At 54.5% G+C, this 22,596-nt stretch carries 14 protein-coding genes, 8 pseudogenes and 1 riboswitch; of the genes and pseudogenes, 10 read left to right on the forward strand and 12 right to left on the reverse strand.

The annotated features are described in order from the left end of the window. Positions 1 to 95 precede the first annotated feature (95 nt). The 6 genes and pseudogenes from A0U92_RS02720 to A0U92_RS02750 all read right to left on the reverse strand — a co-directional run. Positions 96 to 388: pseudogene (locus A0U92_RS02720) on the reverse strand (transposase); the annotation flags it as partial. 46 nt (positions 389 to 434) lie between these two features. After that, a pseudogene (locus A0U92_RS02725) lies at positions 435 to 776 on the reverse strand (transposase); the annotation flags it as partial. Positions 777 to 792: 16 nt separating this feature from the next. Continuing rightward, positions 793 to 1,559, reverse strand: a pseudogene (locus tag A0U92_RS02730) (IS110 family transposase). A gap of 256 nt (positions 1,560 to 1,815) precedes the next feature. Then, positions 1,816 to 2,687: pseudogene (locus A0U92_RS17115) on the reverse strand (IS3 family transposase); the annotation flags it as partial. Between the two features lie 184 nt (positions 2,688 to 2,871). Next, positions 2,872 to 3,798: a LysR family transcriptional regulator gene (locus tag A0U92_RS02745; RefSeq protein WP_077811908.1), complete on the reverse strand. Its 927-nt coding sequence runs from the start codon at positions 3,796 to 3,798 to the stop codon at positions 2,872 to 2,874. A gap of 199 nt (positions 3,799 to 3,997) precedes the next feature. Continuing rightward, complete coding sequence (locus A0U92_RS02750; protein WP_077811909.1) at positions 3,998 to 4,918, reverse strand: alpha/beta fold hydrolase; 921 nt, start codon at positions 4,916 to 4,918, stop codon at positions 3,998 to 4,000. A 185-nt stretch (positions 4,919 to 5,103) separates the two neighbouring features. Further along, positions 5,104 to 5,257, forward strand: a riboswitch (FMN riboswitch). Between the two features lie 95 nt (positions 5,258 to 5,352). Between A0U92_RS02750 and ribD the strand changes: the two genes are divergently transcribed. The 4 genes from ribD to ribH are packed head-to-tail and all read left to right on the forward strand — an operon-like array spanning position 5,353 to position 8,807. After that, positions 5,353 to 6,399, forward strand: a complete 1,047-nt coding sequence (gene ribD / locus A0U92_RS02760) for a bifunctional diaminohydroxyphosphoribosylaminopyrimidine deaminase/5-amino-6-(5-phosphoribosylamino)uracil reductase RibD (RefSeq protein ID WP_077811911.1) — start codon at positions 5,353 to 5,355, stop codon at positions 6,397 to 6,399. Between the two features lie 9 nt (positions 6,400 to 6,408). Then, positions 6,409 to 7,011 (forward strand): riboflavin synthase, encoded by a 603-nt coding sequence (locus tag A0U92_RS02765; protein WP_077811912.1) that lies wholly within the window; start codon positions 6,409 to 6,411, stop codon positions 7,009 to 7,011. Between the two features lie 8 nt (positions 7,012 to 7,019). Then, on the forward strand, positions 7,020 to 8,297 hold the full coding sequence (gene ribB, locus A0U92_RS02770; RefSeq protein WP_077814206.1) for a 3,4-dihydroxy-2-butanone-4-phosphate synthase: 1,278 nt from the start codon (positions 7,020 to 7,022) through the stop codon (positions 8,295 to 8,297). Between the two features lie 27 nt (positions 8,298 to 8,324). Next, positions 8,325 to 8,807, forward strand: a complete 483-nt coding sequence (gene ribH / locus A0U92_RS02775; protein WP_077811913.1) for a 6,7-dimethyl-8-ribityllumazine synthase — start codon at positions 8,325 to 8,327, stop codon at positions 8,805 to 8,807. A 391-nt stretch (positions 8,808 to 9,198) separates the two neighbouring features. Here the strand turns inward: ribH and A0U92_RS02780 are convergent, their stop codons facing one another. After that, positions 9,199 to 9,384 carry a YegP family protein gene (locus A0U92_RS02780; RefSeq protein WP_077811914.1) on the reverse strand — a complete coding sequence of 62 codons (186 nt, stop codon included), beginning with the start codon at positions 9,382 to 9,384 and terminating at the stop codon, positions 9,199 to 9,201. 126 nt (positions 9,385 to 9,510) lie between these two features. Between A0U92_RS02780 and A0U92_RS18580 the strand changes: the two are divergent. Then, positions 9,511 to 9,606 (forward strand): annotated as a pseudogene (locus A0U92_RS18580) (IS5/IS1182 family transposase); the annotation flags it as partial. A 28-nt stretch (positions 9,607 to 9,634) separates the two neighbouring features. On the opposite strand, the pseudogene A0U92_RS02785 reads toward A0U92_RS18580, so the two are convergent. Further along, positions 9,635 to 10,465, reverse strand: a pseudogene (locus A0U92_RS02785) (IS5 family transposase). A 260-nt stretch (positions 10,466 to 10,725) separates the two neighbouring features. On the opposite strand from A0U92_RS02785, the pseudogene A0U92_RS02790 reads away from it, so the two are divergent. Further along, positions 10,726 to 11,098 (forward strand): annotated as a pseudogene (locus A0U92_RS02790) (IS5 family transposase); the annotation flags it as partial. Here A0U92_RS02790 and A0U92_RS18585 read toward each other — a convergent pair. The 4 genes and pseudogenes from A0U92_RS18585 to A0U92_RS02805 form a co-directional block, all read right to left on the reverse strand. Continuing rightward, positions 11,094 to 11,291 (reverse strand): annotated as a pseudogene (locus tag A0U92_RS18585) (DUF3363 domain-containing protein); the annotation flags it as partial. The pseudogenes A0U92_RS02790 and A0U92_RS18585 sit on opposite strands and share 5 nt — an antisense overlap. After that, positions 11,279 to 12,229: an IS481 family transposase gene (locus tag A0U92_RS02800; protein WP_077814207.1), complete on the reverse strand. Its 951-nt coding sequence runs from the start codon at positions 12,227 to 12,229 to the stop codon at positions 11,279 to 11,281. The gene A0U92_RS02800 and the pseudogene A0U92_RS18585, both read right to left, overlap by 13 nt. A gap of 600 nt (positions 12,230 to 12,829) precedes the next feature. Next, positions 12,830 to 12,991 carry a hypothetical protein gene (locus A0U92_RS17630; RefSeq protein WP_187668843.1) on the reverse strand — a complete coding sequence of 54 codons (162 nt, stop codon included), beginning with the start codon at positions 12,989 to 12,991 and terminating at the stop codon, positions 12,830 to 12,832. Between the two features lie 24 nt (positions 12,992 to 13,015). Further along, complete coding sequence (locus A0U92_RS02805; protein ID WP_077811915.1) at positions 13,016 to 13,999, reverse strand: helix-turn-helix transcriptional regulator; 984 nt, start codon at positions 13,997 to 13,999, stop codon at positions 13,016 to 13,018. Positions 14,000 to 14,325: 326 nt separating this feature from the next. Between A0U92_RS02805 and A0U92_RS02815 the strand changes: the two genes are divergently transcribed. The 4 genes from A0U92_RS02815 to A0U92_RS02830 all read left to right on the forward strand — a co-directional run bounded on the left by A0U92_RS02815 (position 14,326) and on the right by A0U92_RS02830 (position 22,596). Then, complete coding sequence (locus A0U92_RS02815; RefSeq protein ID WP_222927843.1) at positions 14,326 to 17,571, forward strand: dynamin family protein; 3,246 nt, start codon at positions 14,326 to 14,328, stop codon at positions 17,569 to 17,571. A gap of 13 nt (positions 17,572 to 17,584) precedes the next feature. Continuing rightward, complete coding sequence (locus A0U92_RS02820) at positions 17,585 to 18,517, forward strand: hypothetical protein (protein WP_149026357.1); 933 nt, start codon at positions 17,585 to 17,587, stop codon at positions 18,515 to 18,517. Positions 18,518 to 18,583: 66 nt separating this feature from the next. Continuing rightward, entirely contained in the window at positions 18,584 to 21,994 is a 3,411-nt protein-coding gene (locus A0U92_RS02825) for a helicase HerA domain-containing protein (RefSeq protein WP_077811916.1), read from the forward strand. After that, positions 21,991 to 22,596, forward strand: coding sequence for an HNH/ENDO VII family nuclease (locus tag A0U92_RS02830; RefSeq protein WP_222927844.1), 606 nt, complete (start codon positions 21,991 to 21,993; stop codon positions 22,594 to 22,596). The genes A0U92_RS02825 and A0U92_RS02830 overlap by 4 nt, the downstream gene beginning before the upstream one ends.

A 22,596-nucleotide genomic window follows, 5' to 3' on the forward strand; every position in this document is an offset into this window, starting at 1 on the left:
TGTTTTGCTGATGCATTATCCGGTTAGGGATGGAGGGACGCGCTATAGGACAGATTTTACACGGGAGAGCCCGCACGACAGAGGCGGTCCAGAGCCTCTTGAATGTGTCGGACCGCCTGCCGCTTTGCGACAGGCGTCACCACTTTTTTCCAACGATTTCCTTCAGCGCGGCATTATCCAGCATCGCGTCCGCCAGAAGACGTTTCAGGCGGCTGTTTTCATCTGCCAGCGCCTTCAACCGTTTGGCCTCGGATACCTCAAGGCCACCATAACGGGTCTTCCATTTGTAGAAGGTCGCGTCACTGATCTCGTGTTTGCGGCAAAGATCAGAGACCTTCAGCCCAACCTCCTGCTCCTTCAGGATCTCTATGATCTGAGGTGGCCCCATTCGTTCGGACAGATTTGCGGGTTGAATAAGCTATTGCCCGGTGTTGCTATGCCGCCAATTTCTCGTTGTTGCTGACCGACACCGTTGCCGGGGTTAACCCCGGCAACGGTGTCGGAGCAAACCCATGATACGCCTCATCGGGCGTGCGTCCAGCGAGAGCCGAATGCGGACGCCGCGAATTATAATGACCAATCCATTTCGCAAGGCCTGCACGAAGTTCCGAGCCGGTCTCGAAAGCGTGGAGATACACGCATTCATATTTCAATGACCTCCAGAGCCGTTCGATGAAGACATTGTCCATCCAGCGGCCGCGCCCGTCCATGCTGATGCGGCTCTGCCGCTCCTGCAGCACTTCGGTGAAGCGCGGCGTGGTGAATTGGCTGCCCTGGACGCCCTTCTGTATGTCAAGCGGCTAAACGAGATGCGTTGATCTCGCGATGCCGGCGTATGATGACGCCATAGACCTCGCGGGCGATATAGCGTTTCAGGATGCGGATGACTTCGAGTTTGGAGTGACCTTCTGCGATGCGCTTGGCGACATAAGCACGTGTCCTTTCGTCGGTTCACAGGCGGCCGATGGCGATAAGATGCAGAGCGCTGTTGGCTGCCCGATCACCGCCTCGGTTCAGTCGATGGCGGATCGTTTTTCCCGACGAGGCTGGTAGCTGCTCCCGCAGCGCATCCGGCGCCGCGACGATCGTATTCTGGATCATCTGTAATGCGACTTTTCTGGCGTTTACAGCTGTTTTCCGACATGCCCGCAGAACTCGGAGAGATTCCACCATGCCGTCTCTACGGCGCGGGGTAACAGTCCGCTGACCAGCAAAAGCAGCATGGGCAGCGCTCTGAGCATCCAGATCGTCACTCTTGCCACGCCGGCGACGGTCATGCCGATCAGGCGCTGTGACCTCCAACACCTCGACCCCGGCAGCTTGCAAATAGCGCAGCAACCCCGCGCGCCATAGCTACCGGTCGATTCAACCCCGACACGCAGAAGATTGCCCGCCGCGCGCATCCATACCAGCATCTGTCGATAACCCTGTCGTGTCGCAGGAAAACTCTGTGTGCCCAGAACATGATCCTGCTCGTCGACGATGGCCGCGACGTGCAGATCCTTGTGGGTATCGACGCCGCCAACGATTACGCGCGTCGTTTTTTCGTTTCCATCCATGACCGTGCCTCCGACTGATCGCTCTCAATGGCTCAGCCGCGGCCCGCTGCATGGACAGGACAGTCACGAGACCAGTCAGGTCAGGCCCTTCTCGGGTCACAGGCAATGGCCGAGGCAAAGCCTCTCTGCGCGGTGCTCCCGGGCGGTCGACAGGTCCAGGGAAAGACACAACAGTCGATCAGAGTGCGGGTCAGACCGCACCGGGCGCCTCGCAGCGCCAGTCTACCGTGGTCGATCAGTGTTTGAGACAAACCGTCCGGGAACTGGCTACCATCTTCTGACTATCCGTGTTGAAAATCTCCGGCGTCCCGTAGCGCGTGAGGGCATCCTTCAGGGCCTCGACGCAAAAGTCCGCATCCATGGTATTGGACAGGCGCCCGGCCAGAACCTTGCGCGTCGTCCAGTCCATGATCGCCGTCAGATACAGAAAACCCCGGCGCATCGGAATGTAGGTGATATCCGAACACCAGACTTGGTTGGGCCGGTCGATCGTCAGGTCCCGCAGAAGATAGGGATATGTGCGATGCTCCGGGTGGGGTACCGTCGTCCTGGGCTTCTGATAAATCGCAACCAGCCCCATCCGGGTCATCAGCCGTCCGATCCGTTTGCGGCCTACCTCATGGCCCAGACGGCGAAGGTGCCGCGCCATCTGCCGGGCGCCATAATACGGCGTTTCCATGAACTGCTCGTCGATCAGCCGCATCAGCATCAGGTTGAACGCGTTTTCAGGCGCAGGCTGATAATATACCCCCGATCGGTTGAGCCTCAGCAGGGCACATTGCCGGACGATCGACAGGCGGGGACGGTGCGGGTCGATCATTTTCCGCCTCTGGTCACGCCCAGGCGAACAGAGGCATCCCGCAAAAAATCCCGTTCCACCAGAAGCTGGCCGTTCTTCGCGTGAAGCTTCTCGACCTCGGCGGCGCTCGTCGCAGGCTCCGCAACGGCCTTGCCCGAAAAGCTCGCAGCCATGCCCTCGATCGTCTGACGCTTCCACTGGGCAATCATCGTCTGATGCACACCGTGCTTCGACGCCATTTCCGACAACGTCTGCTCGCCACGGATCGCCTCAAGAGCAACCCGTGACTTGAACTCACCCGAATATCGTTTCCTCGTAACCTTGCCCATCAGTCCCTGTCCTTATCCAGGCCGGGGATAGCTTATCACCCTGTCCGATTTTCCGGGGCCAGCTCTATCTGCTCTTCCGTAAAACGATTGCGTTTCATCCGTCCGTATCCTTCTCGATCGAACTCTACTTTTAATTGGTTACATTTCCAGGGGGCACGTCAAGGCGCTTGCATGCCCTGGCTTTTCAGCTTGATGTCTCGCTGTCCTGGGCCCACGGCATGGTGGTGAAAGCGTGCGTCAGATAGTCCATGACGGCGGTCACCCGCAGCGGGCGACGTGTGCTGGGCGGCGTGACCAGATAGATCCCGATCGGGAAGACGTTCCACTCAGGCAGGAGCAGGATAAAACGACCTTCCCGTAATCCCTGCCAGATCATGAATTCAGGAAAAAGACCGTAGCCCAGTCCGGCCTCAAGAGAAGGCAGGAAGGCTTCTGCATTGTTGGCGCGCATCAGGGCCTGCTGGGATAATACGAAAACCTCACCATCCTGATGGATGAGTTTCATGCTGCCCGGCGTATTGGTGTTGGTGTAGACAAAGCCTTTCAGCTTTGAGAGGTCGTCCGGATGCGTGATAGGGCCGACCTGATCATACCAGGCCGGAGTTGCGACGAGACGACGCTTCACCGAGCAGAGCTTTCTGACTTTCAGTGTTGAGTCCGTGAGAGATGCGATACGGATCGCCATGTCAAATCCGTCCGCGACCACATCGGTCAATGAATCACTGAAGTGAATGTCGAGTTCAAGATCCGGGTAGCGGTTCAGCAGGGCGGGGAGCATGGGAGAGAGGTGGTCGGTTCCGAACGTCATGGGGGCCGCGATCCTGACCACGCCGGACGGAATGCGCGTGCTGTCGCGCGCCTCACTTTCCGCAGCTTCGGCATCGACCAGCATGCGCCGGGCATGAAGCAGCGTATCGCGTCCCGTCTCGGTCAGCGAAAGCTGGCGGGAGGTGCGATTGAACAGCGCAATACCGAGAAACGCTTCCAGTCTGCTGATGGCCTTGGAAACGGTGGGGGTGGAAAGCTGAATGGCCTCAGCGGCTCTCGCAAATGAACCGTGCTCGGCAACCTTGACGAAAATGGCCCAGGCTTCGAAATCCGGCAGGCGCATGGCGGTTCCTTGTTTATGACAATCACAGAGGTTGGTCCGTGATGGCACTCGCCTGAGAATGCGTCCAGCGCCTCAGGGCATGGTGAGGTTCTGTGCGATCAATTTTTGTGCGATCAATGCAGATCAGGACCACGGAGCTGACCGCCCTGAGCTCGGTCCTGACCATGTCGCCATCAGGAACGCGCAGTCCGGCGACCCGTTACGGCGTGGGAAGGTTCAGGAAATTGATCACTGTTTCTGAAAACAGTCGGGGGTTCTGGAGAAAGGCGAAGTGGCTGAGATTCGGCAGGATCAGCAGCCCTGCCTGAGGAATCACATGCGCGATGTGCTGGATATGCGGGAGATGGATCATCTCGTCATGATCGCCATCCACAATCCAGATCGGCGTGGTGATGCCTGCGACCTGCTCATCACTCCAGTTCGGCTGATCGGACCACATATGCTCAATGCTGGCCTCAAATTTTCCGAAGCGTCCTGGTGAGGGAGAGAGATGACGATATTCCTGCTTCGCACGGGCGATGTAGGACTGCACGGTCGGGTTGTCTGTCGCCGAGGTATCCACGCCATCCGTGGTGATGTTGGGCGCGAAGGAGAAGACGCGGGTCACGCGGTCGGGGTGGCGTAGCGCCAGATCGATGCCCTGGATGCCGCCGTCACTCCAGCCGACAATGGCCGCCCGCCCGATCTTCAGGTGTGTGAGCACGGCTACGGCGTCATCGGCCATGCGGTCATAGCCGATGGGTGTCTTTCCGGGCGAACTGCGCCCATGCCCGCGTGAGTCCACGACAATCACCTGATAATGTGCGGCCAGCAGGGCCCGCGCCAGGCCGCTCATATAGTCCGAGTTGGCGAGGCCACCATGCAGCAGGAGAACAGGCTCACCTTCTCCGGCTGTCGCGTAATAGATTTTCGCACCGTCATCCGTCTTCACATAACCGCTCTGGACCGGCAGACCATTGGCGTCAGCGGACAGGGGCGAGGGCGTCGGAGGCAAGGTTTTCCACAAGGGCACGCCCGGAGGAGCGACAGTCTGGGCGCAGACGCCAGAAGCAAGGGTAAGCAGCATGGTTCCTGCGGCAAGCAGGCTGCGCATGGACGTGCGCACGGTATGAAGGAGCATGGTGTTTCCTGTCTGGCTGCAGAGCGGTAGCAACACCGCATCACAGATGTTTCTTCTTGGCAACGGTCCTGCGTACATGCCGGCAAACAGACACTTCAGGACGAAACCGCGATCGTTAAGCCATTGTGAAGTGACGCTTCATGAAAAGTCTCTTGCTTTTTCCACGGGCAGGACCACATAGTTGAAGACGTTCTCAGGGCGGGGTGCAATTCCCCACCGGCGGTAATCGCTCCCGAAAGGAAGCGGAAGCCCGCGAGCGCCTTCCTCTCACGAGGCAGGGTCAGCAGATCCGGTGTAATTCCGGAGCCGACGGTATAGTCCGGATGAAAGAGAACAGCGGAGCAAAACAGACACCATTGGTGTGTCCTGTGTCTGCTGCCGTCCGTCCGCCCTGATTCGACGTGTGTTGTGTGTCGTGTTGGTGGACGAGGTGAATGGCCGACGGCTCTGTGTATCTTCAGGCAGGAAAAGCGTTCCACGCAGCGGTGGCGGAAGCGTCGCGTTTTGTGGGTGCGACTGCTCCCAATCCACCGGTCGGTTGCGCCCTGCTTGATGCGGAAGGGGCCATTCTTGCTGTGGCGGCCCATCATCGGGCCGGAGCGCTGCACGCCGAAGCGAACGCCCTGCGGTCCTGTGCCGAGCGCGGTCTGACTGACCGTATTGCGACAGCCATTGTCACCCTGGAGCCCTGCAATCACACCGGCCGTACTCCACCGTGCGCTGAGGGGCTGCTCGCGACGCCGGTGAAAACCATCTGGATCGGCTGTGCTGACCCCAACCCGAAAGTGGCCGGTGGAGGCGCCGCCAGACTGGAAAGGGAGGGGCGTGAAGTCCGCTGGCTGGAGCGCGAACTTCACAGTGTTCCTGATGGCCGGCTTCTGCTTGCGCAGTGTCGCGGTCTGATCGCCCCGTTTATACGCTGGAGTGTGGATCAGCGCGCGTGGCTGACGGTAAAGCAGGCCGTCAATACAGACGGTCTGATGGCGCCACCCACGGGCAGAACGACCTTTACATCCAACGCCGCGCTGAATCTTGCGCATCGTCTCCGTCGTGCCACGGACGCGGTCGTTACGGCGGGGGGCACCGTTCGCGCCGACCTGCCAGGACTGGATGTGCGACGCATCGACGACCACATGGGGCGTAAACCTCGCATGCTGGTCGTCTGTTCCCGTACACGGGAAGTCCCGCAGAACTGGCTGACCATGGCGGAGCGCCGCTTCGAGGTGATCTTTTCTGATTCTATCGAGGAGGTTCCGAAACGCCTTGCCGAGGCTGGCGTGCTGTGGGGACTGGTCGAGGCTGGTCCCACCCTGCTCGGTGAACTGCGGGCGCGGAGCCTGTGGGACGACTGGCTGCGCATTGCGGTACGTCCTGACGGCAACGAGGATTTTTCAGTTGAACGGCGTCATGAAGCGACCCCTCTGGCGCTCTTTGATGAACTCGCCGGAACGATTGTCGCTGGTCAGAACGATTTTACGTGAGAGGGACGTATGTTTTCAGGAATCATCGAGCATCTGGGGACGGTCGCTGCGGTTCAGCCCGGAAATGCGTCCTGTATCCTCGATATCGACACGGGCATCACCGACGTGATCCTTGGTGAGAGCATTGCGGTGAACGGCGTCTGCCTGACCGCGACGGAGTTCAACGCAGAGGGCCGGGTCCGCTTCTTCGTCAGTGCTGAAAGTCTTGATCGCACGGCGCTCGGGCGGTTGAAGGAAGGCTCCCGCGTCAATCTGGAACGCGCCGTCACGCCAGCTACGCGGCTGTCTGGCCATATCGTGCAGGGTCATGTGGACGGCATCGCGACCTTCTGCACGGCGGATATGGTGGGGGATGCCCGGAAGCTGGCGTTCTCGGCGCCCGCAGCACTGCGTCGTTACATGGTCGAGAAGGGATCGATCACGCTGGACGGTATCAGCCTGACGCTGAACGCCGTGGGCGCGCCGAAGGATGGGGAATTCACCATCGAGGTGATGATCATTCCCCACACATGGGATCACACCACGCTTGGCGCGCTTTCATCGGGTGAGCCGGTGAATGTCGAAGTCGACGTGATTGCAAAATATGTGGAGAGCGTATGTCAGTATCGATGAAAGACAGGATGCCTCTTTCGCTGTTACGGGCAGTCGAGGCAATCCGTGAAGGTCGCATGGTCATCATGGTTGATGATGAGGATCGGGAGAACGAAGGCGACCTTGTGATGGCGGCGGAGTTCATGACGCCTGCCGCGATGAACTTCATGGTGACGCACGGGCGTGGCCTCGTCTGCCTGCCGCTCACGCCGGAACGTGTCGAGCAGCTTGCCCTGCCGATGATGGTGAAGGTCAATAACGCCCCGCGCAGCACCGCTTTTACGGTGTCCATCGAGGCGCATGAAGGTGTGACCACGGGTATTTCCGCCCATGACCGTGCGCGGACCATTCTGGCCGCCGTTGCGGCAGATGCGAAACCGGCTGATCTCGTCTCGCCGGGTCATATTTTCCCGCTGCGCGCAGCACCCGGCGGCGTGCTGGAACGCGACGGTCATACGGAAGGCTCCATCGACATCGCGCGTCTGGCGGGTTGCGCGCCTGCTGCCGTGATCTGTGAAATCCTGAGTGAAGACGGCACGATGGCGCGTCGTCCCGAACTGGAAGTATTCGGGCGCAAACATGATCTGCCGATTGTCTCGATTGCCGAACTGACGGCATGGGTGAGACAGCATGGCACGACGCCAATTTCGGACGAGACCGTCACGGCTGATCCGGTGAGCAGTTCTGTCGTAGCAGAGCTGGCTGAGGCCCATCTACCGAGTGTGTATGGCGGCGAGGATCTGATGATCCATGCTTTCCGTGACGCGGAGGGTGTCGAGCATGTGGCGCTGGTCAAGGGTAACCCGGCAGCAAAAGGCGCTGTGCCGCTTGTGCGGATGCATTCCGAATGCGTGACGGGCGACGCGCTTGGTTCAATGCGATGCGACTGCGGCAATCAGCTTCAGAAAGCACTGCATGAAATAGGGCAGGTTGAAAGCGGCGTGCTGCTTTACGTCCGTGGTCATGAGGGACGTGGCATCGGGTTGGGTAACAAGATCCGCGCCTATGCCCTTCAGGATCGTGGACTGGATACCATCGACGCCAACCATGAACTGGGCTTCAACACAGACCAGCGTGACTGGTCTGCCGCTGCGGCTGTCCTGCGTGATCTGGGTGTGACGACACTGGACCTGCTGACCAACAATCCAGCCAAGGTCAAGGCGCTGGAAGAGCGTGGATTTACTGTCCGCAAACGTGTTGGGCTGGAAGTCACGCCGAACCCCTTCAATCGCGCCTATCTCGACGCCAAGCGTAAACGGATGGGGCACGCTCTGCTGGCCGAGTCCGTTCCGGCCCCCGTTCGCTGATTTCTACTGAAAAGGTTTTTCTCTGATATGAGCACACGTTCTCCTGAATCCATGCCTTCCCTTCACCTGACACCGGCTCCGCGTCTGGCGCTGGTTGTGAGCCGTTTCAATGAGGATGTGACAGGCGGTCTGCGCAACGGTTCCATCGAATGGCTCGGCGAACACGGCATTTCAGTCGCGGATGAGGATGTATTCCTCGCGCCGGGTGCATTCGAACTGCCGTTGCTGGCTCAGACGCTGGCGAAGACCGGCAAGTATGAAGGCGTGATCTGCCTTGGTTGTGTCATCAAGGGCGACACGGCGCATTTCGAGTTCATCAGCCTCGGCGCCACGGTCGGCATCCAGCAGGCTTCGCTTGTGACGGAAACGCCAATCGCGTTCGGTATTCTCACGACCTATACAGAAGAGCAGGCCGTGTCCCGTTCACGTGCTGATGTGCACAACAAGGGCCGTGAAGCGGCTGCGGCCTGTGTTGAATCGATTGCGTTGCTGCGTCGTATCAAGGGTTGACCCGAACCATCGGAGATATCCGGGAAGCGTTGTGTGTGGGTGCGGCAGGAAACCGGCGAAAGACAACCGTTTTCTGACGCTGGTGACGTTTTTGGCAGTCGTGCGAACATTCATCGGTGGAACCCGATGACGCCTTCACATGGGTAACTGAAAGAGGAACGGCGGACCGCAGGGCTCTTTCGTGATATTGCTTTCGGAAAGGGGCTTCCAGTCCATCCGCCTGGCTCGGTTCGCGTCGGACCCGGCGGGGGGTACGATGTCAATTCCGCAAGAGCGGGAGAGATAGACGACGCATTGCTGAAAGCGCTGCTTCCCGCAAGAGGCGACGATTCAATGCCAATGTCTCTGGTTCAGGTTCGCCGGGTCAGAGGCATTGATCAGGCACGATGGTTCAGGCGTGGCTGAGATCAATGACGGATGCGTCTGGCGCGTTTTTTCTGCGTGATTCAATGCCGTTCGTGACACGGGTTTTCTGTTGATAGCTTTCGCTGACGAGAATGATCCTGCCGTTAGGGGCTTTCAGGCGAAAATGGAATTCTTCCGCTTTGTCTTTGAAGAGCTCGAAATGAGCGCTCACAGTTTTCTCCCTGATATGGTGTGAGAAGTATGAACGAGCGGATTTCTGGCGAAAATACGCCCTGTCACAGTTGGAAGTAACGTGAGTCCAGAATTAAAGTAAAAGACACGCACGCTTCTATGAAAAGACACGCACGGGCGCCTGCTGATGGTCAACCTGACACCAGCCGACATCTCCGACAGCGCAGGCGCACAGATGATCCGCAGAAATGCTCATCCGTGGTTTTCCAAGCAGGCTCTCAGAGCCTGAATCAGAAAGCGGTTTGATTGATTTTTCGCAGAACTCTGCGGATATGGGCAATCATCAGCCACGCGTGGGATGAGGAGATTGTTGCCTCGACATCCCTCGTGAGGCGGCGGCAGCGTCCGAGCCATGCGATGCTGCGCTCCACGATCCAGCGTTTCGGCAGGACGACAAAGCCTTCTGTCCGATCGCTGCGCTTGACGATCTCGATCGTCCACCGGCCGAGTTCGGCCAACGCGCCACGCAGCTTTTCGCCAGCATACCCTCCGTCACCGATCAGATGGCGAAGCCAGGGGAACAAGGACCTGATTCGGGCCGCTACGAGCGGCGCGCCGTCGCGATCCTGGATGTCGGCAGGATGCACTACGGCCGCGACGATATGTCCCAGTGTATCGGTGGCGATATGCCGCTTGCGTCCTTTGATCTTCTTGCCCGCGTCATAGCCGCGCAGACCGCTATTTTCTGCAGTTTTCACCGACTGGCTGTCGATGATGCCCACCGAAGGCGTGGCGTCTCGTCCGTCCTGCTCACGCGAAAGGATCACGAGAATATGGTTCATGGCCTCCCACCTTCCCTCGCGTATCCACCGATAGAAATAGCCTTGCACGGTCGTGAAGGCAGGAAAGTGCCGGGGCAGTTGCCGCTATTGGCAGCCGGTCGTGACGATATAGAGGATCGCTTCCATGACCCGGCGCAAATCGGTGCGTCGTGGTCTTTCCAGTCGTTTCCTCTCGGGCATCAGCGGCGCAATCAGCGCCCATTCCGCATCGCGCAGGTCACTTGCATACTTAAGGTCGTCCCGGCGATACTGCGCGCGGGTGATTTCAGTCCAGGCCATCTTGATCTCATCAGGTTCTCGCAAACCCATGAATCATAACCAACTGAAATCACTCAACTCATTTTAAGTCAGACAGTTAAAGGTTTGAAGGCACAATTGGCCATCTCTAACCTCACAAATAAATACTACACCGCACCGTGTGGTACAAACGAATGTTACCTACGGCGTGTCTTCAGTTAAGTCCTGAGTGTGGCGCGTGAGGGTTGTACTTTCTGTCTGCCTGTGGTGTCTGTTTCCCCGGTTTTGAGGGAGATGGATGAATGCGGCGATACGGTTTGCGCGACGACCAGTGGAAGCGGATAAAGGATTTTCTTCCCGGTCGGGAAGGTCATGTTGGCGGCACTGCGGCGGACAACCGTCTGTTTGTGGAAGCCGTGCTGTATCGCTATCGTGCAGGCATCCCCTGGCGTGACCTTCCTGCCCGTTTCGGAGACTGGAAAAACATACATCGCCGTCTGCGCCGCTGGTGCGAAAGTGGTGTGATTGAAAGGATCTTTCGTCATCTGGCAGCAGATCACGACAACGAATACATGATGATCGACAGCACGATTGTCCGGGTGCCCTGAAAAAGGGGGCGCAGATCAGGCCATCGGACGGTCACGAGGCGGACTGACAACAAAAATTCATGTCGTCCAATGACGGGATCGGTGATATTCTCCCCCGCCAGCACCCAGGAGGACGTGGCACGGTCGGTCTTCTGCTCCGTCAGACACCGATGAATGCGCTTGATGATATCATTGCGCTCACTGATCTCCCGCAGCGTGGCTTCCGCGCTCTCGTCCATTCGCCAGCGATCTGGTCCGACCTGATGCGCTAGTTGTTTAGTCCCGTATTTTGATGGTGCGGGTTATGTATGAACCGTGATGGTTCTTTTTCCCACTGCTGGCAAATGAATTCATATGGAGTGAGACCGCGTAGCGTCTTGAGCCTTCGGGCGAAATTGCAGGCCATGACGAAGTCCGCGAGGTGCTGACGCAACTGGTCATGTGTTTCATAATAGAAGCGTTTGACTGTTGCCTCCCTGATCGTGCGGTTCATCCTCTCAACCTGGCCGTTGGTCCATGGATGCTTCACCTTTGTCAGCCGATGCTCGATACCGTTTTCGTCGCACACCCGATCAAAGATAGGGTGGAAGGCGTATTTATGCCGTGTCTGACTGGTGAACTGGATGCCGTTGTCGGTCAAAACTGTATGGATGGCATAAGGGACTGCTGCGATCAGGTTCCGCAGAAAACCTGCGGCAATCATTTTTCCGGCTTCCCGGTGCAGTTCGACAAAGGCGAATTTGCTGGTACGGTCTATCGCGACAAACAGGCGCAGCTTACCCTCCGCAGTCTGCACTTCAGCAATATCAATGTGAAAATAGCCAATCGGATAAGCCTTGAACTTGCGCCTGGGTTTTTTGTCTCCCGTCACCTCGGGTAGTCGGCTGATCCCGTGTCGTTGCAGGCAGCGATGCAGGGATGATCGCGTCAGGTGCGGGATCGTCGCCTGGAGTGCGTAGAGGCAGTCGTCCAGCGGCAGCAGCGTGTGACGGCGGAAAGCAACGATGATCGCCTCATCCTCAATGCTCAGCACCGTCGAATGCGCGTCTTTGGGGCCGGTCGGCAAATCACCGACCGCAGTGCGCTTCTTCCACTTCGCAACCGTCTTCGGGTTGATCCCATAACGCCTGGCCAGAACCCTCAGGCTCTCTTGACTATCGTGTATCGCTCGACGGACCGCCTCTGTCGTGCGGGCGCTCCCGTGTAAAATCTGTCCCACAGTGCATCCCTCCATTCCTGACTGAATAATGCACCATCAAAACACGGGACTAAACACCTAGGAAACGTAAACAATGTCGGCCAGTGACCGGTAACGAGAGCTATTGCAGACCGTCCGCTTTCCGGATGATCAAACATATCCTCTTACGACCGAGATGAGGCGGAAGCGGACATAGCTCTGGATGCATAAGCTTTACGCTTTATGAGGGTAGGGGGCATTTATTTCAGTAAGAGGTCATGCGTGTGCCGAAAAAAGTTCATTAAAACAGCCTATTAATCCCGCTTTGCTCTCAACTTGCGGTTGCCGCAAGCTGAGAAGCAATCCTGCCCCCGCAATCAAAAACACCCTCAAAACCCCGCTAAGTCACTGACTTGCCGGGGTTTTTCGTTGCGTTCCACACAACACGCCTATCGAATTCCTCATTATTTCAACGACTTGGTACCGGTAGGTTCAAATCGGGGTCCATGACACACGCAACCAACTGCTCCGTACGCAGGCGTAAAGCGTCCGGGTGAACCGCCTCGATGGGGATGACAAGGATTTCGGCTACATCGTCGACTACAAGGATCTGTTCCGGAATATCGCGAGTGCCGTGGATGATTACACATCGGCTGCTGGCCCATCATTGTCATCTGCGCAGGTTTCTGCACGCCCGATCCAACTGATAGCGCGATGAACGCGCAAGCCCATGGTTGAAGGAAAACTGTCGCGGATGCCGCGCTGTTTGTCCTTTAAAGCACGATGGTTGAGAATGTCATTCATGCAGAAGCTTTCATGAAAATTTAATCATGGCAATGCGTCGAAATCTGGCCGCTGGTACCCCTCGACCAGAGCGCATAATCCTGCTGGAGCAAGAACTTCCACCTTGTCGCCCCATTGGTAAAGATGCCATGCCATTTCTAGCCAGCCTGCGGCATTGAAACGCACGATCAGGCTCCCGTCTTCCTGAGGTTCGAGAACCTGTGTGGGATGAAAACAGAACGCTCCCGCATGTGTGGCTGCTTCCGGCGCAAAACGCCAGATGACTTCGCCGTACTGTTGTGGATTTTGGTAAACGCCGAAAGCCTGAGCTGCGTAATCTTTCAATGTAAAACCATCAGTAAAGACAAAGCTTTCATCCAGCACGTCCATCTTGTGGATACGATCCATACGGAAATTCAGAATGGCCGCGCCGCGTGCGGGCTGTCGCGCCACTAAATAGCTGCGATAGCCCAGTAGGAGTCCATGCGGCTCGACAATACGGGGCAATGCCTTTGCCGCCCCGTATATGATCCTTACCCGGAATGGCCCGCGCAGGGCCTCGATAATGGCATCTGTTATCTCGGGACGGAGTGAAACTGTCGGGCCGGGGCGCATCACCTTTCCCAAGCTAGTCAGCACGGCTTCGGCATCAGCTTCCGATCGTCTGGCATCACGAGGTGTAAGTCGTGTCAGCAACCTGTCACGCAGGTCTTCCAGTGCGCGGGCATGCCGTAGTCGCGCCTCCTCACATGCTCCGCGGATCGCGATTTCCAGCGCTTCTATGGCAGTTTCCTGACGTGACTGCAACGCATCGGGCAGCGGTGCCTCCAATCGCCAGCGCCGCTTGCGATCCTCGATATCGGTATGAGCGACAGTAGGGAAAACTGTTTCCAGCGCCTCGGTCATCCGCTGCGCCGTGCGATGTGAAACCCTGAATTCAGCCCGGATATCTTCAAGACTGACTCCCATGCGTCGCGCCGCTGCCATTTGGGCGAGACGGAGCAGATCCTGAGCTTTAGAGAATGACATCTTACCACCATGTCAGAAATTGACACCCATGCACGATATCATACAATCCGTGCCTGTTTAAGTTGGTTCCCCCGGAGAGGCACCTGTCCGCAACCTGAACCACGGGATTAGAAGAACACAACATGATTTTAATAATTTCCAACACGGTTATTAAATTTATAATTAAATATTTATTCACATGCGAAGAAAATAGAGCAATATATGAATGCTATTGGAAATAATTTTTCATTATAAAATTTGAATTCCAATACGCCTCCTCTTGCAATAAGACGGATTATGATATTATGATATTATGAAAAAATACCATCAATGCTCGGGAAATCATCTTGCTAAGCGCCGTTCAGAAATCTGTTGTTAACCAGAAAGATACCGGCATGCACGTTATGGTTGCTGCAACCATGAGTGCGGGAAAGTCATCTTTCATCAATGCATTGCTTGGCACTGAGATTCTGCATTCTGCCAATGAGGCAACAACAGCCTGCATAACTGGCATTCTGTGCCAAGACCATGGAGACCAGCAGTTCAGCGGTATCTGTTATGCGAGCGATGGGCAAGAACTGGCGCATTTCACGCCAGTATCTACCAAAACTGTCCAGGCATGGAATGCAGACTCTGTTGTGCGGTGTATATTTTTGTATGGCAGTTCCAAGCCGATTTTTGGTCTTCCCTACAAGGTTGCATTATACGATACCCCTGGGCCCAATAATAGTCAGGATCATGACCATGCTCAATTGATGTTTGAAGCGGTCAGAACCATTGAGTTCAGTACCATGTTTTACATTCTGAATGTTACCCAGATTGGAACATGTGACGACCGAACCCTTCTTAAACAGTTGCGTCATGAAATGCGTCACAAAACAGATCTATCTATCTATTTTGTCCTGAACAAGGTTGATGTCCTTGACCCAGATATGGGTGAAAGCATCGAAAAATACGTACAGATTGCTAAAATTTATCTGGAAGAAGTTGGGTTCGAGCAGCCCGTTATTATTCCAGCGATGGCGCATGTGGCACTCTGCGCCCGCAAGGCGCTTGACCATGTTCCCCTGACACGAAGGGAACGGCTTGAATTACGTCAGGCATTAGAAAAATCCGATGTGGAAAAGCGCGCCGTTGTGCAAGCCACGATAGCACCTGGACTGATCAGGGAACGCGTTATGCGCATGTTTGACGGACTGACACGGTTGAAGCTGAAAAACCGGCATGATGCCACATCCTCGCCGACTTACGACCTTCAGCAGATAGTGGTGGCCGGAGGCCTCTGCACTGCTGAACTTCTGATCCGTAATCAACGACAGATGGTAAAGGACGCCATGAATACCATTCAGATCACTCATAATCCTTTCATTGTAGAAACGACCTTTCTCTTCAATGGTCTGCCTCCAGCAGAAGGGTGCAAGCTCTCGAGTTACCGAGAATCACGCCTGCAGATATGGGTGGAAAAGTTTTTTGATGAGTTGAGCATCCTGTTCAATGGAGACAACCATTTCCGCATTGTATTCAAAGGGATCGAGTCGGATTTTCTCGATATTCAGGAAGCCGCCCAAGTGGCCATTGCTGAAGGCATGCAGGTTGATCTGGAGTGGATCAAGGCCATTCCCGCCGAACGACGCCTTGAACAGATTCGCGAACTAGTCGACGAAGCACGCCAGAATCCATCATTTTCTCAGTTTATCACTAATGACGAGAGCATCAGCCATTCCCTTAATGACGCTTTCAACCGTGATTTTGATGTCTATGTTGTTGCTACCATGTCATCTGGCAAATCGACGTTGATCAACGCCATGCTTGGCCGTGACCTTCTACCTGCGGGTAATGAAGCTACTACCGCCACCATCACCCGCATTACTGACAATGACCAGATGCACGGACACTTTACTGGTACCTGCCAGAATATGAAGGGTGAACAGATTGCCGAGGACAGCAATCTTACCTTAGAACGTCTGCGCGAATGGAACGCAGCGTCTGGAATCAGGCAGATAGATATCGAAGGCGACATCGTAGCGGTCCGAGAGCGCGAAGAGGTACGGCTGGTCCTAACTGATACCCCGGGCCCCAACAACAGCCAAGATGAAGAACATCAGCGCGTTACCATGAAGTTTATTCAGGATTCTCGACGTAATCCGCTGATTCTGTATGTGCTCAATGCCACGCAATTAGGTACAACCGACGACAAGAACCTTCTCGGACTAGTAGCCGAAACCATGCGCAAGGGCGGCAAGCAAAGTAAGGACCGCTTTATCTTTGTAGTCAATAAAATGGACATGGTTGACCCGGAAAGCGGGGAGGACATTTCCGCGATACTAGAGCGGATCAGGCATTACCTTGCCAGCAATGGTATTCCTAACCCGCAGGTCTATCCGGTTTCCGCAAATCTTACCCGGCTGATTCGCAAGCCCGGTGATCGGCAGACCCGAAAGGAACGATCTGATTACAAGGCAATGGCGGACCTGTTTACCGAAGATTCAAGCATGAACATGCTGCAATACATGCCTGTGACTTCGATGGTGCATCGTGCGCTAGATGGCAAGGGCTATTCCGACCTTATGCTGAGCAGCGGCCTACCGGCAGTCGAGACGATGATTGATGAATACATCGACAAATACAATCTGCCTCATCGGCTCAAGCGGGTTCATGACGCGATGACGCAGGCTATTACGGTGGGCCTGAACGAGGCGACGCTGGTCGAGCAGCTTGATCAGGACCAACGCACATTGGACCAACTGAATGCCGAAATCAGCGAACTGAAGCAGCGTCAGGAAAAGGGCTTTGATACCGCAGCCTACAAGAATAGGCTCGAATACGAAGGCAAGCTGCTGCCCCGCGAGACAGAGGAGCAGTTAGGAGAACTGGAAGCTTCCGTCGAGCCTGTCTTGCGCGAACTAGCCACAGAATTTCACGATAAGGAAGTTTCTCTCGATTATGCCAGAAGGCTACTTTCTAAAGCGGAAAGCTCCCTCGGTTTCCAGCACAGGAAGTCGGTCAATGCTTACGAAGCATTGTTCCATTCGTCGCAGGAACTGATCCGTAATGACCTTTACAAGGAATACCAGCGCTATATTGCTGGCCTGTTTGAAGGAACGGAACAACTGGATCTGCCTATACTGGATGGATTAAAACAAGCAATATCCAACATTTCTTTCAATCTTTCCATGCGCCAAGATGAAATCAAGACAAAGCAGATTGCGACCGGCACCAAAGAAGTTGATGACAGTAGATGGTGGAATCCGTTCTCGTGGGGCAGGACCAAAACTGTCACGGAATATGGTTCGGAAGACTATGTCGACTTAGGGACTATGTGGAGGGAACGCGTCACGCTTATCGAAACCCAGTTTAGAGATCTTGTTGTGAAGGCTCGTGAGCAGATTGAAGATGGCAAAGATAAGCTGGTTACAGATTACGTGGAATTTTTGAACCATGAATTCGATCGCAAGTTTCAGGAAATTATGGCGTCTTTGAAGGAAAAAACAACGGATAAGCAGGCGCGTGAAAAAGCGATCGCCGAAGCAAAAAAACAATATGCGTGGATCGAAAATTTTAAACTCGAGCTTGATAGCACGCTGGCTGTCTGAAGGAAGGCATGAAATGACTGATGAAATGATTGCCACGGCTAGGAAAGCCTATCTAGCCCTGCTTAAGGATCCCCGGACAACTACTGCGCAACTGCGGAAGCGTCTGGACGAGATTGTGCGGAATGAGCCGATAATACTAAGTGTTCTGGCGCCAGAAGCGGATAGAGATTTTCTGAAATCCAATACTCCTGTGAGTAGAAGTTCGGAAAATTACTATGACAATCTTGGAAAACTTGAAAACAGCGACTTTTCACGTGAACGGATCGAATACCTGATCAGGGTAAGAGAGCTTTTAAAAAACAAGGGTGCGAGAGGATTTATTCCTCCGACCCCATCTCAAAGTCGGGAAAGCACAAGCAGAGTAGCGGTAAACTATACCCCTTCAAACAACCTGCAGCAGTTTGTACAGGAAGGCGACCTACCGACCATCCGTACTGCGCTGCGCATGGAACTGAATAACAACACCCTGACCAGCGCAGACCTGGAAGCGACCATGGCGTGGGCTCAGCGCCAAGTGCCGGGCCTATTTGAACCATTTGCCGAGAAAAGCTTCGCGCGCGGCATGGAAACTGATCAGAAGCTGTGGACCAGCCAGTATTACGATAACCAGACCGTTTATCTGAAGACCAATTTCTCTGAGGAACGATTCCGCCATCTGATCTCGGTCCGCTCCCTGTTGAGACAGCAGGGAGTAAAAGGCTTTGCCCCGCTCTCCCCCGTTGCTCCGCGCAGTAACAGCAGCATTCGTGCCGCGGCACATCCAAGTTCCAAGACCGGTCAGACAGCAGACCACCAGAAACCTGGAACAACAGGGCAGGCAACTGCCAAGCAGAAGGACTCTACCGAATGGTGGTCTATTCCATGCAGAGTCTTCTTGATGATCGGCGGTGCAGTTGCCGTAGTCATCGTAGTGGTCATGTTCATTGTAATTAATCTGAACAGTTAGTCGGCATAACCAAGCGCGTCACATCAGGCAACCCCTTCCTTCCGATTGAGCAGGACAACTAAGCAGATGCCAACCAATACCTCCAGCCTCTCTTCACAAATAGTGCGTGAGACGCAGGAAAAAGCCCTACTGAACCTTGATGCTGGCCGCGCATTGATCACACGCAGCTATTTAAGCGAGCTTGCATACTATCCGGTTTCCAGTCCTGATCAGCGCACTCCTTTCTCGCGCGCAACTGACATGCGTGTGTACCGTATTGAACGGATCGTACAGGACAACAAGCAGTCAGTTCTGGAAAGCACGACTGCCGCTTATACGGCGCTTGGGGCTGCGGGGTATGCCGTCTTTTTGTTCCTGCGTTCGAATGGCTGCGAGACCGAACTGTTTATTGGCACCCGTGGTGAACCGGGTAAGATGCTGGGCCAGAATTCAGGAGACCTGCTGCGCGAGACCTTCCGGGGACATTTTCCTGGAAGCGCCCTGCATCCGCTGAAATTGCCCGAAGCAAATGCCCTGTTTGACCAGATGGAAGCGGAAAAGGAGAATGCATCCGCCAGTATTACCGCTGTTACAGGCGTGCCGGCACTCTCTACCGAAAATCGCGACCATTTCATGCAGGGTCTGGAACGCTTCATCGACGCAGCCGAAAACCATGTGTATCAAGCGCTGATCCTGGCGGACCCTGTCTCCTCGCAAAGCCTGGACGTGATCCGCATCGGCTACGAACAGGTCGCTACCCAATTATCGCCATTGGCCAAACTTTCCCTGACTTATGGAGAGCAGGACAGTGCCAGCATTGGGCTGAACATTAGCCAGGGACTGAGTAACTCGCTTGGACACAGTCTTGGTTTGACCGAAACTCGAGGTACTAGTCATACGGTTGGCACCTCCATCGGTAACACGACGGGAAGCAGTCATACGGTTGGCACCTCTACAGGTGAGAGCCATGGCACCACCACTTCTTTCGGTATTCAGGCCGGTCGTTCTACTTCGCACACTGCCCCTACTGTTGGTTCCCGATTTGCATCCATTATTGGCGCTGGCATCGGTATAGCAGGAAATGTATATGGGCCGATTGGGGGCGTAATTGGTAGTCAGATCGGCTCCATGGTTTCAAGCGCCTTCAATGCAAGCCGTACGACTGGAACCAATCTGGGTATAAGCGGAAACTACGGTGTTAATAGCTCGACCAGTCATGGCACCAACGAAAGCCGCAGTACCAACCAGTCCACCACTGAGAGTAACAGTGAAAGCCATGGCACATCACGCAGCGAGTCTACTGTCCGAACACATACAGCCACGCAGACCGCGAACAGCACCCAAGGCCAGTCGTTCAACCAGACAGACGGTAGTAGCCGCCAGATGTCAATTGAAACAGTGGACAAGACCATTGAACAGTTGCTTGGCAGAATTGACCATCACTTGCAGCGGATTGACGAAGCCAAAACGTATGGTGGTTGGAATACTGCCGCTTATTTTATCGGTGATAGCAGTGCGTCATCAGAAGCATTGGCCAGCATTTTTCTTGGCCTGATTCGTGGCAGCAAATCCAGTCATGAAGACTTTGCTCTGACAACATGGACATCAAGCAAAAAATCCACTGTGATTGATTGGCTGACACGCTTGAATCATCCAGAACTCCAGTCTGGCTTTGATAAGCGTGTTCCGATTTCCTTCGTGACGCCAGCTACCTTGGTGTCAGGTAAGGAGATGGCAATTCAACTTAGCCTGCCTCGGCGTTCCACTTCAACGGTATCGGTAGTTGAAACACAGGTCTTTGGCCGCAAGGTGCAGCGTCTTGACGGGCAGTCACCGGTTGGCTCTGCTCACAGAACGTTGGAACTGGGCCATATCCGCCATCTCTGGGAGAACCTGCCACAGACTATCAAACTGGATATGGACCAACTGTCGAGCCATATGTTTATTAGTGGCTCCACTGGGGCAGGCAAGAGCAATACGCTGTATGAGATTCTTGAGCAAATCAGTGCAGCGGGCGTACCCTTTCTGGTCATCGAACCAGCTAAAGGCGAATACAAGAATGTCTTTGGCCAACGCCCCGATGTAAGCGTTCTGGGGACCAACCCCGCCCATAGTGCCATGCTGCGGATCAACCCATTTGGCTTTCCTGCTGGTATTCATGTACTCGAGCACGTTGACCGCCTGATCGAGATATTCAATGTGTGCTGGCCAATGTATGCCGCCATGCCTGCCGTGCTCAAGGACGCCATCCTGCAAGCCTATCAGAAATGCGGATGGGATCTGGAAACATCTTGTAACCGTTACAGTGAGGATCTGTTCCCGACATTTGTTGATCTGCTTGGCACATTGGAGGAGGTCATCGCGGAATCAGCCTATTCTCCCGAAAGCAAAGGTAACTATACCGGAGCCCTGTGCACGCGGATCAAGTCATTGACCAACGGGCTGAACGGCCAACTTTTTGGCACGGGCGAGACTGACAATACAGTATTGTTTGACAGTAATGTCATTGTTGACCTCAGCCGTATCGGATCGGTCGAAACCAAGGCCCTGATTATGGGCATACTCATTATGCGGCTAAGCGAACACCGTATGGTTAGTGGAGGCATGAATCTGCCACTGCAGCATGTCACCGTGCTGGAGGAAGCGCATAATATCCTGAAACGTAGTCCCGAAATCGGTAATGAAGAAAGTGGCCTTGTTGGCAAGTCAGTGGAAATGCTGACGAACGCCATTGCCGAAATGCGTACTTACGGCGAAGGCTTCATCATTGTCGATCAATCGCCGCACGCGGTCGATATCGCTGCTATTCGCAATACCAATACCAAAATCATCATGCGTCTGCCTGACGAATCAGACCGCCGCCTGCTGGGGAAATCGATAGCCCTGAGCGATGACCAGTTGGAAGAAATCACCCGCCTACCCAAGGGTGTTGCGATCGTCTATCAGAATGACTGGCTGGAACCGGTACTGTGCCAGATAAGCAAGTTCCGTGGCAAGGAAACCCCTTACCATTATCATCCTGATACAAAAAACAATATTAGCCGTTATGATTTCAACTTACAACTAGCCAAAATGTTGTTGATTACATACCTAGGTGTTTCAACCAAAGTGGACACTGATCTGTTACAATACGGGTTGTCTATGCTCCCTTTCCCTAGCCATATTAAAATCAGCCTACTGAAAACCGTTGAGGAATATAAAAGTACCCATAATCTAGACCTGCACAAAACCAATTCGTTTGACTGTCTGGCAGGTCTGTTGGTTGATGCGCTTGGTTGTCGCTCAACAGTGCGTAGGATTGTAGAACAGGCTAATGACTATACTCAGTTGTGTCGTCTACTCAGAGATTTGGTCTTGGAATATATTCCGGGTGCGTCAGTAGACCTCGCCCTTGCTGCGGAGCACTGCATGATGAAGGACTATAGCGTTCGGCATGAGCACAATGTTGGTATCTACTCAGCGTGGCGTGCTCAATATGAAAAGGTAGGTATTCAGTGAAGTCCGGTTTATCCAATTTTGAGATGTTACCTATTGAACGATCCCGTGATCTTTCTCCTTTGGCCAAACTGGCAAAACAGATGCCAGATCTATGCCGGGATGTTAAGCAACTGGACCGCCCGATCTCTCTGACACAGGAAAACCGTAGGGAATTACTTCCTGAACTGAGCGAGACAACTCGCGAACGCCTGAAGGAAAAGGAATATACGGACGATGTGATTGATGCGATTGGTAGTGAACCCGAAGCAAAAATTTATGAAGATGCCAATCTTAAATGTAAAGATATTAACGGTAAGAACGTCTTAATCCGTACCGATATTGACTACGACCAGAAAGACTTACTGGGCCAGACCAATCTACAGCGTATGGAAGATGGCCGACCGCCATTGGATGCAAACCAAAAACCAATCGAACTGCACCATATTGGGCAAAAACCAGACTCGCCACTGGCTGAACTGACAGGGAATGAACATCGAGCGAATGGCAACGATAATATACTACACAACAAGATAGATAAATCACAGATAATCCGTGAAGATTTCGGTTTAGAGCGCGCTCATCATTGGAAAGCGCGGGCAAACCAGATCAAAAATACCCCTTAA

The organism is Acetobacter aceti (assembly GCF_002005445.1).
GTDB classification, from domain to species: domain Bacteria; phylum Pseudomonadota; class Alphaproteobacteria; order Acetobacterales; family Acetobacteraceae; genus Acetobacter; species Acetobacter aceti_B.

Excerpts from the sequence above, each read along its gene's own strand:
- A0U92_RS02805 (WP_077811915.1), bottom strand. The coding sequence starts at position 13,999 with ATGTCATTCTCTAAAGCTCAGGATCTGCTCCGTCTCGCCCAAATGGCA.
- A0U92_RS02745 (WP_077811908.1), bottom strand. The coding sequence starts at position 3,798 with ATGCGCCTGCCGGATTTCGAAGCCTGGGCCATTTTCGTCAAGGTTGCC.
- ribB (WP_077814206.1), top strand. The coding sequence starts at position 7,020 with ATGCCTCTTTCGCTGTTACGGGCAGTCGAGGCAATCCGTGAAGGTCGC.
- ribD (WP_077811911.1), top strand. The coding sequence starts at position 5,353 with ATGGCCGACGGCTCTGTGTATCTTCAGGCAGGAAAAGCGTTCCACGCA.
- A0U92_RS02750 (WP_077811909.1), bottom strand. The coding sequence starts at position 4,918 with ATGCTCCTTCATACCGTGCGCACGTCCATGCGCAGCCTGCTTGCCGCA.
- A0U92_RS02820 (WP_149026357.1), top strand. The coding sequence starts at position 17,585 with ATGACTGATGAAATGATTGCCACGGCTAGGAAAGCCTATCTAGCCCTG.
- A0U92_RS17630 (WP_187668843.1), bottom strand. The coding sequence starts at position 12,991 with ATGAATGACATTCTCAACCATCGTGCTTTAAAGGACAAACAGCGCGGC.
- ribH (WP_077811913.1), top strand. The coding sequence starts at position 8,325 with ATGAGCACACGTTCTCCTGAATCCATGCCTTCCCTTCACCTGACACCG.
- A0U92_RS02825 (WP_077811916.1), top strand. The coding sequence starts at position 18,584 with ATGCCAACCAATACCTCCAGCCTCTCTTCACAAATAGTGCGTGAGACG.
- A0U92_RS02765 (WP_077811912.1), top strand. The coding sequence starts at position 6,409 with ATGTTTTCAGGAATCATCGAGCATCTGGGGACGGTCGCTGCGGTTCAG.